Source organism: Streptomyces sp. NPDC015139 (genome assembly GCF_043079785.1).
GTDB lineage: Bacteria > Actinomycetota > Actinomycetes > Streptomycetales > Streptomycetaceae > Streptomyces > Streptomyces albidocamelliae.
On record NZ_JBIBUW010000041.1, the window covers coordinates 9,178 to 17,395 of the forward strand.

Consider the following 8,218-nt stretch of genomic DNA (forward strand, 5'->3'; position numbering starts at 1 on the left):
CCCCGGTCGACCGCGCAGAAGCCGCTCCCGCCGCAGCCCCTGGTGACAACCCGGGCCTGGAGGCCAGTGGCTTCCTCGGGAAGATCCTGGGCAACATTCTCCCCTTCTGAGGGAAGACAACGGCGTGGCAGGATCCGGCGGCAGGGGGTATCCCTTCTGCCGCCTGGTCCTCCCCCACCACGGCAATACCGCCACGAACCCTCCGCCGGCGGGGCCCCACCCGCCGGATACGACCAACATGACAGCACAGCAAAGGAATGCCCGCGGGACGAGCGGGATCCCGTACGGTTCTCGTTCCTCGAAGCCTGTCTTGACTTGCAGTGGTTCCGTCCCCGCGGCGGTGTTCGGGCCAGATCACGTGATGGCTGAAGGCCTTGCCAACGTGCCAACATTGAGAGGGAAAGCCATGGGACTCGATTTGCCGCTGCAGCGGGCAGCCATCGACCGCCAAACCACATCCACTGCGTTCATGATGTATTTGGGTGAGACGCCGGACGGTGTATGGATCATGGGTGCCGTGGGCGGAAAGACTGGCCGTGACCCTCATGACCCGCCAGCCGTCCCGGCCGTGCCGGGGGCGGAGGATCGCGGCTGGCGTTGTCATCCGACGGCCGGCTGCGTCTGGGAAGGCGTGATCTAACGATGAGCTCCGGGGCCGGGCCGACGCACGGCGCCTGTGAGGCCGTCCAGGAGCTGGACGGCCTCACGGGTGATGTAGCGGTCGGGGTCCGGGGACTGCAGATAGCGGCGTCAGCAGGTCGGCGTCGAGGTCCTGGCGCTGGAGGTAGGCGGCGAGGGTGCCGACCAGGAGGTGGTTGTGGGCGAGGGCGTCGGTCAGGGCGTACAGGACCAGGCGCTGCCACTGCTTCATGCTGTCGCCGTGCAGGGTCTGCAGGTGCTGGGCGCGGGCGAGGTAGGCGTTGTTGCGGCGGCAGTAGTGGGTCACCAGCGCCAGCCCTCTGGTGGCACCTCCTCGCTGACCGGGCGCGGGGCGGGCTCGACCGTGCGGGGTACGGGCGCGGGCGGCAGGGTGTCGCGGATCTGCTGCAGGCCCGCGTCCTGCTGCGGGCCGTGAGGGATTCCGCAGAAAGCTCTCAGCCTCCCGACCGAGAGGTCCATCCCTTGATCTCGTCCGCGACTTCCCGTACGTCGAGCCCGTCTCGTGCGATCCACTCGGCCAGGTCCGGAGACCGGCCTGAGGGCGCATGAACAGCGGGCGGACCCGCTCAGTCAGGCCAGTGTGATCGCGTCACCGTCCACCGAGATCCGCGTCGCGGGCAGCGCCTTGGTCGCCGGCCCGCTCTGCACACTTCCGTCGGTGATCGAGAACCTGCTGCCGTGGCAGGGGCAGTTGATGACGCGACGCGCGCGACCCCGCGCCCCGAAGCCGGCTGACCGGTACGCAGCCCTTCGCGCTGTCGTCAGGAGCGCGCGAGCCGGGCCGCGAGATAGGACGCGGTGGCGCTGCGGCGGGCCCTCGCCACCTTGGCCGGCGGGCCCGCCGCGACCACCCGCCCGCCCGCGTCGCCGCTGCCCGAGCCGAGGTCGATGACCCAGTCGGCGGTGGCGATGGTGTCCAGGTCGTGTTCGACGAGGACGACCGTGTTGCCGGCGTCGACGAGCCGGTGCAGCTGTCGCAGCAGCAGCGCGATGTCCGAGGGGTGCAGCCCCGCCGTCGGCTCGTCGAGCAGGTAGAGTGCGTGCCCGCGGCGGGCTCGCTGCAGTTCGGTGGCCAGTGTGATGCGTTGCGCCTCGCCGCCGCTGAGTTCCGTCGCGGGTTGGCCCAGCCGCAGGTACCCCAGCCCCACCTCGCGCAACGTCTCCAGACTGCGGGAGGCGGCCGGGACGGCGGACAGGAACGTGGCGGCGGCGTCGACGGACAGCGCCAGTACTTCCGCGATGTTATTGCCGCGGTAGGTGACTTCCAGCGTTTCCGCGTTGTACCGGGCGCCTTCGCAGGTCGGGCACGGCGCGTAGGTGCCGGGCAGGAACAGCAGTTCCACCGCGACGAATCCTTCGCCCTGGCAGGTCTCGCACCGCCCTTCGGGCACGTTGAAGGAGAACCGCCCGGCCGAGTAGCCGCGCGCCCTGGCTTCGTCCGTCGCCGCGTACAGCTTGCGCACCGCGTCGAACATCCCGGTGTACGTGGCCAGGTTGGACCGGGGAGTTCGGCCGATGGGCCGTTGGTCGACCCGGACCAGCCGGTCGAACGACTCGATCCCCGACGCGTCCTGGACGTCGACCTCCAACTGTGCCTCGTAGGGCTCCTCGGGTACGAGACCGAGGTGGCCGCGGACGACCTCGGCGAGCACCTGCGTCACCAGCCTCGACTTTCCGGAACCGGACACGCCCGTCACCGCCGTCAGTACGCACAGCGGTACGTCGACGGACACGCCGTGCAGATTGTGGCGGGAGACGCCGCGCAGGTGCAGCCAGCCGTGCGGTGTGCGCGGGCGGTGATCCAGCGGCTGGGCGCGCCCGAACAGGTACTGGCTCGTGGCCGACTCCCCGACCCGCTCAAGACCGGCAACCGGGCCGCTGTACAGCACGCGTCCGCCGCCCTCGCCCGCACCGGGGCCGATGTCGACCACCCAGTCCGCCCGCCGTACGACGTCCATGTCGTGCTCCACGACGAACAGCGAGTTGCCCGCCGCCTTGAGACGGTCCAGCACCTCCAGCAGCGGCTTTGCGTCGGCCGGGTGCAGGCCCGCGGAGGGTTCGTCGAGGACGTAGACGACGCCGAACAGCCCCGAGCGCAGCTGGGTGGCGATCCGCAGGCGCTGCGCCTCGCCGGGCGACAGGGTCGTCGAGCGGCGCCCGAGGCTGAGGTATCCGAGGCCCAGGTCGAGCAGTACGTCGATCCGCGCGACCAGATCGCCGCAGATCCGGACCGCGACCTCGGTCGTCTCCCCGGATCGTGCGGTCGCCGTGGTGGCGTCGGCCTCGGACCGCGCCGCGACGGGCCGCAGCAGGGCCACGACCTCGGTGAGCGGCATCGCGTTGATCTCGGCGATGGATCGTCCGGCGAAGGTCACGGCGAGTGCCTCGGGCCGCAGTCCGCTGCCGTGACAGGCGGGGCAGGGCACGCTCTTGACGAACCGGAGCGCCCGCTCGCGCATCTTCTCGCTCTTGGAGTCGGCGAGGACGTGCATGACGTGCTTGCGGGCGCTCCAGAACTTGCCCTGGTAGCCGTAGTCGACGCGGTCCTCCTCCGGCTCGATGTACACCAAGGGCTGCTCGTCCGTGTACAGCAGCCAGTTGCGGTCCTTCTTCCTGAGCCTGCGCCACGGCCGGTCGATGTCGATCCCCAGGCCGCTCACGACGCTGCGCAGGTTGGCGCCCTGCCAGGCGCCCGGCCAGGCGGCGCAGTCGGGGCCTTCGCCTGCCCCCTGCCTGCGCACTTTTGGGCAGGACACCGAAGCGGGGTGTCCGGTGGCGCGGCGTGTGGATCTCCTACACCCGCGCGAGGCGCGGCAAGCTCACGGTGGAGCGGCTGAACGCACTTTGAGAGCGGGGAGTGGAGCTGGCGTGACGCCGACGCTTGCGCTGTCTGGTGTACGGCTGCGGAGCCGGATCAAGCGAGGCTCCGGGAGTGCCGGGAGGCCTCGTGCCGTTCACGTCGTCGTCCGCGGGGCCGCCATCGCGAGGCAGGTCCGGCCGGCCCTTGCGGTGTCAAGCCCCGAAAACCCGGCGCATGACCGCGCAGGGGTGGCTCCGGCCTACTGGAATCAAGGCCGAGGACGCCAGATGGGCGCCCTTCACTACCAGCGGGAGACACCCATGGCTCGCACGATCCGCAACAACTCCGTCCGCCTGAGGTTCGCGACGATCGCGGCGGCGGCCGCGGCGGTCACGGGAGGCGTCGTCCTTCCCGCCACCACCGCGATGGCGGCCCCGACGGCCGGCGTACCCACCGCCTCGCCGGTGGATCCGGTGGACCCCCCGCTAGGCCCCTTCGAAGCGGACCCGCCCCCGGTACAGCCCGATCCTCCGCTGGAAATCCCGGACCATGCCCCGCCCAACCCCTACGAGGAGACCGCCCCGGTGACCTGGGGGTACACCCCCCCGGCGGAGCCCGACCAGCCGGACGAGCCGGTGGACCCCAGCACCATCCTCGAAAAGGGCCTCGGCGACTGAGAACGACGACGGCGGTGAGCCGGGGTCCGGTGCCCGGCCCTCGGCACCGCCCCGGGCAGCCACAGCCCGCGAACGGAGCCGTCAGCCCTGCACGCCGGGCTCTCCCCTGACAGACACGGCCCGCTATTGGAGCGGGCGGAAGCCCGTGCACCGGTGATCATCCGTTCGCAGTACGGCCCAAGCCACCCTTGATCATCTTCCTGCACTGGAGACCGATCAAAATGATTGGAGCCCGTCATGCAGGCGGACGACGACCAGGGCGATGTCGTCGTTGGCGCCGCTGGTGAGGTCGAGGCGGGCGAGAAGGGCGTCGGCGAGATGTTCCGGTCCGAATTCGGTGCAGGTGGCGAGTGTCGAGGTCAGGCGGGACAGGCCGATGTCGATGTCCTCGCCGCGGCGTTCGATCAGGCCGTCGGTGTAGAGGATGAGGGTGTCACCGACGGCATAGATTGTGGTGGCCTGGGGGCGGGGGACGTGTTCGGGGCGGGCGCCCAGTGGAGGGTCGGTGGCCTGGTCAAGCAGGTCGCAGGAGCCGTCCCGGTGGAGCAGGACGGGCGGGGGATGACCGGCGCTGCTGTAGATGAGCAGGTGACCGCGGCAGTCGACCAGGACCTGGACTGCGGTGGCGGCCAATGCTCCCTCGACCGAGCGCGCGTACAACCCGAGGACCTCCAGGGCCTGGGCGGGGCCGTGGACGGTGCGGGCGGCGGCGCTCAGCGCGCTGCGGAGCCTTCCCATGACCGTCGCGGCCATCAGACCGTGGCCGACGACGTCGCCGACCGCGACGGTAAAACGGCCTGCGGCCAGGTCGACCGCGTCGTACCAGTCACCGCACACGTTGAGGGATCCGGTCGCAGGCAGGTAGCGCACGGCGATATCAGGGTGCCGGGCCAGGTCCGGTGTGTGGAGCATGGTTTCCTGCAAGGCGACGGCGATGCGCCGTTCACGGGCGTGGGCCTGCCGTAGTTCCTCGTTCAGCCGCTGCAGCTGCCGTGCCCGGGCATACAGCTCGGCTTCCATGGCCGCTTCCCGGCCGGGACTGACCGAGGGCAGGTGCGCGGTGCGGTGGGCGAGGACGACCTCGGTCATGTCCTCGGACCGGTGGATGATCCAAGCAGCCTTGCCGTCCGGACCGAGGACAGGCACGTTGATCGCGGTCCACCACCGCTCCTTGAACACCTCCGGATTGCCGGCGACCGGGATGTCGTACTTCTGCAATGCCATGTGATCGGTCTGGCCGGAGGCGAGGACCCGGTGCAGTGAAGCTTTCAGCGTCGCCGGTCCGTCGGCCTCCGCGTCGGCGGGGTTGTCCGGGAAGACCTCGAAGAGGTACTGCCCGACCAGCTCCCCCCAGCTCCGTCCGGTCACCTCGCAGAAGGCCCTGTTGGCATCGGCGATCACCAGGTCCGTGCCGAGCATCAGACACGGGCTCGGGAGGGCGGCGAAAACCGCCGCGTAGTCGATCTCCGGAGCCATCACACGCATCTCCCAGCAAGCTGCTCCCTCCTCACAATCTACAAGGGCCCAGCTCCAGCACCCGGCGAGCGCGCGCGGGACCCGCCTCGCTGTGTGACAAGTGCGGGCAGGGGCCTCCTGCCGGCGCGCCCGGCGCCACCCCATGTCCTCCATCGCGCCAGCGAAGCCGGTGTGCCTGTGCAGCTTCACCGCCCGGCTCTGCCGGCCCGGCGGCCGGTGGTTGGAGGGGCGGGTCAGCCGATGGGTGGGCCGGTCGGGGGACGTACGGGGGCGGCCGGAGGGGCTGAACTGAAGACACGAAAGGCCGACCGGCCCAGTCCCCGAACAGCTTCCGAAGGATCTTTCCCATGCTGAACGCCCGACGTCACCTCGCCGCCCGCCTCGCCGGCATCTCCTGCATCGCCGCCGTGGCCGCCGGAACCCTCGGTGTCGCCAGCGCAGAGGCTGCGCCGATGCACCACAACGCCTCGCACGCCAGCAGCCACCACCAGCAGCACCAGCAGCACCACGGCAAGAACAACAGCAACAGCAAGGACAGCGCGTCGAAGAACAGCGCGTCGAAGAACGCTGCCATGCCGAAGGGCGGCAACACGCAGGGCGGTACGCAGGGCTCCGGGAACGGGAACACGCAGGGCGGTACGCAGGGCGGCGGCAGCGGCAACACCCAGGGCGGTACGCAGGGCGGCGGCTCCGGGAACACCCAGGGCGGAACCCAGGGCGGCGGCTCCGGCAACACCCAGGGCGGAACCCAGGGCGGCGGCTCCGGCAACACCCAGGGCGGAACCCAGGGCGGCGGCTCCGGCAACACCCAGGGCGGAACCCAGGGCTGATCACTGACAGGTCGGTGCCCCGCGGAGAGAAGTATCCGCGGGGCACCGGCACGCTGCCTTCGGTGATCGCGGCAACCGCTGGGCCCCCGGAGGGCCTAACGCTGCGTGGAGCCCCCCTGCCCGATACCTCGTGGAGCGACTGGGCGGTGAGACAGTGGGCGCATGTGCGGCCGATACGTCTCCACCCGGCGCCCGCAGGACCTGGCGCAGCTGTTCCACGCCGACGAGTGGCCGGCCACCGAGGCGCTCGCACCGAACTGGAACGTCGCCCCCACCGATGACGTGTGGGCGGTCCTGGAGCGCACCCCGCGCGGCGAGGGCGACGCGGCGGCAGCCTCGCGGGAGCTGCGGCCGCTGCGCTGGGGCCTGGTGCCGACCTGGGCGAAGGAGCCGAAGATCGGCGCGCGGATGATCAACGCCCGGGTGGAGACCGTGCACGAGAAGCCGGCCTTCCGCCGCGCGTTCCTCAAGCGCCGCTGTCTGCTCCCGGCGGACGGCTTCTACGAGTGGCAGCCGAGCAAGGACCCGGACACCGGCAAGGCGCGCAAGCAGCCGTACTTCATCCACCCCGAAGACGAGCAGGTGATGGCGCTCGCCGGGCTGTACGAGTACTGGCGCCACCCGGCCGTCACCCAGGACGACGACCCGGCCGCCTGGCTGACGACCTGCACCATCATCACCACCGAAGCCACCGACGCAGCCGGCCACGTACATCCCCGCATGCCCCTGGCCCTCACCGAGGACCACTACGAAGCCTGGCTCGACCCCACCCACCACGACGCCGACGAACTGCGCGCACTCCTCGAACAACCCGCCGGCGGACACCTCGACGCCCGCCCGGTCTCCACGGCCGTCAACAACGTCCGCAACAACGGACCCCACCTCCTCGACCCGGTCAGCCTGTAGAACGGGACCGTGCAGAGGCGGCGCTTGGCGCCACTGGCAACGATTCGCGTACCAATCGCGCACATGCGCCGTACCCCGACAGGGAGCACCAGGCCAGCCACACGCCTGCGGTCGTGGGCGTGCTCACGCTTCCGCGTACCCGCGCTCAGACGACGGAGGGGCGCTGGGGATCGACCGGGTCGATCGCCCGCTCGTCGAAAAGGCTCTCGAGCCCCTCAAGGCCCTGTTCGCGTCGGTAGTCCTTCTCGGCCTTGGTGATCGGCAGCAGCCAGAGAATCCGCGCGTGGGCCGTGTCGTCCCATGCGCAGACTTCGAAGTCGGGGCCATAGGGGTAGGGCAGGCAGGCTGATCACGTAGTGGTCGCAAGGATCATCCAGCCACGGCCGGCCGATGGGGACGGTGTGTACGACATCCAGTAGCTGGTGGCTCGGTCCACAGTGGTAGTAGGCGTTCATGGAAACGCTCTCCAGGTTCAGCCACTCATCGCGCGGCGCTGCGAGGAAGAACTCCGTCCCATGACCGTCCCCACCAGCCGCCCGGACCGTTCGGGTGCACCCGGAACACACGAAAGTCGGGCAGGCTCCCCGATCGGACCCTTGGCCCCCGGGAGTTCATCGATGACCTGGCCGGGGAAATGCCGGCGCAGGTGCGCACGCAGGGCTGCTCGTGCGGCGTCAACGGGCATGACCCGATCATCGCAGCACCACGAACCCATCGAGCAGGCCGGGCGCCGACGCCGCGCTCGCCGCCGGGGCGGCGCCGGCAGGCCCGCGGGCCTAGTACTCCAGCCGTAGTTCGGTATCTGGGCTGGTCAGCGGCCTGGTGGCGTGGAGTGTAGCGGGGCGCCAGGTGGGCGGGACGGACTTCCC

General features: G+C 70.5%; 9 protein-coding genes. 3 read left to right on the plus strand and 6 right to left on the minus strand.

From position 1 onward, the window contains the following. Positions 1-703 precede the first annotated feature (703 nt). From ACF08B_RS40780 to ACF08B_RS40795, 4 genes are all read right to left on the minus strand, one after another. The gene (locus ACF08B_RS40780; RefSeq protein ID WP_392322093.1) at positions 704-946 is read right to left on the minus strand and encodes a hypothetical protein; all 243 of its coding nucleotides are present in this window, start codon (positions 944-946) and stop codon (positions 704-706) included. Further along, positions 943-1,119 carry a hypothetical protein gene (locus ACF08B_RS40785; RefSeq protein WP_392322094.1) on the minus strand — a complete coding sequence of 59 codons (177 nt, stop codon included), beginning with the start codon at positions 1,117-1,119 and terminating at the stop codon, positions 943-945. The genes ACF08B_RS40780 and ACF08B_RS40785 overlap by 4 nt, the downstream gene beginning before the upstream one ends. A gap of 111 nt (positions 1,120-1,230) precedes the next feature. After that, positions 1,231-1,425 (minus strand): Rieske (2Fe-2S) protein, encoded by a 195-nt coding sequence (locus ACF08B_RS40790; protein ID WP_392322100.1) that lies wholly within the window; start codon positions 1,423-1,425, stop codon positions 1,231-1,233. Continuing rightward, positions 1,422-3,401 carry an ABC transporter gene (locus tag ACF08B_RS40795; RefSeq protein ID WP_392322095.1) on the minus strand — a complete coding sequence of 660 codons (1,980 nt, stop codon included), beginning with the start codon at positions 3,399-3,401 and terminating at the stop codon, positions 1,422-1,424. Before ACF08B_RS40795 ends, ACF08B_RS40790 begins: the two co-directional genes overlap by 4 nt. 379 nt (positions 3,402-3,780) lie before the next feature. Here ACF08B_RS40795 and ACF08B_RS40800 point away from each other — a divergent pair, with 379 nt between their 5' ends. After that, entirely contained in the window at positions 3,781-4,137 is a 357-nt protein-coding gene (locus ACF08B_RS40800) for a hypothetical protein (RefSeq protein ID WP_392322096.1), read from the plus strand. A 216-nt stretch (positions 4,138-4,353) separates the two neighbouring features. Here the strand turns inward: ACF08B_RS40800 and ACF08B_RS40805 are convergent, their stop codons facing one another. Then, positions 4,354-5,613, minus strand: coding sequence for a SpoIIE family protein phosphatase (locus ACF08B_RS40805; protein ID WP_392322101.1), 1,260 nt, complete (start codon positions 5,611-5,613; stop codon positions 4,354-4,356). 347 nt (positions 5,614-5,960) lie between these two features. Between ACF08B_RS40805 and ACF08B_RS40810 the strand changes: the two genes are divergently transcribed. Both ACF08B_RS40810 and ACF08B_RS40815 read left to right on the plus strand, forming a co-directional pair. Continuing rightward, positions 5,961-6,443: a hypothetical protein gene (locus tag ACF08B_RS40810; RefSeq protein ID WP_392322097.1), complete on the plus strand. Its 483-nt coding sequence runs from the start codon at positions 5,961-5,963 to the stop codon at positions 6,441-6,443. Positions 6,444-6,605: 162 nt separating this feature from the next. Further along, positions 6,606-7,349: an SOS response-associated peptidase gene (locus ACF08B_RS40815; RefSeq protein ID WP_392322098.1), complete on the plus strand. Its 744-nt coding sequence runs from the start codon at positions 6,606-6,608 to the stop codon at positions 7,347-7,349. Positions 7,350-7,494: 145 nt separating this feature from the next. On the opposite strand, the gene ACF08B_RS40820 is transcribed toward ACF08B_RS40815, so the two are convergent. Beyond that, the gene (locus tag ACF08B_RS40820; protein WP_392322102.1) at positions 7,495-7,689 is read right to left on the minus strand and encodes a suppressor of fused domain protein; all 195 of its coding nucleotides are present in this window, start codon (positions 7,687-7,689) and stop codon (positions 7,495-7,497) included. Positions 7,690-8,218: the final 529 nt, after the last annotated feature.

Coding starts and splice junctions, on each gene's coding strand:
- ACF08B_RS40785 (WP_392322094.1), bottom strand. CDS start 1,119: ATGGACCTCTCGGTCGGGAGGCTGAGAGCTTTCTGCGGAATCCCTCAC.
- ACF08B_RS40800 (WP_392322096.1), top strand. CDS start 3,781: ATGGCTCGCACGATCCGCAACAACTCCGTCCGCCTGAGGTTCGCGACG.
- ACF08B_RS40805 (WP_392322101.1), bottom strand. CDS start 5,613: ATGGCTCCGGAGATCGACTACGCGGCGGTTTTCGCCGCCCTCCCGAGC.
- ACF08B_RS40810 (WP_392322097.1), top strand. CDS start 5,961: ATGCTGAACGCCCGACGTCACCTCGCCGCCCGCCTCGCCGGCATCTCC.
- ACF08B_RS40815 (WP_392322098.1), top strand. CDS start 6,606: ATGTGCGGCCGATACGTCTCCACCCGGCGCCCGCAGGACCTGGCGCAG.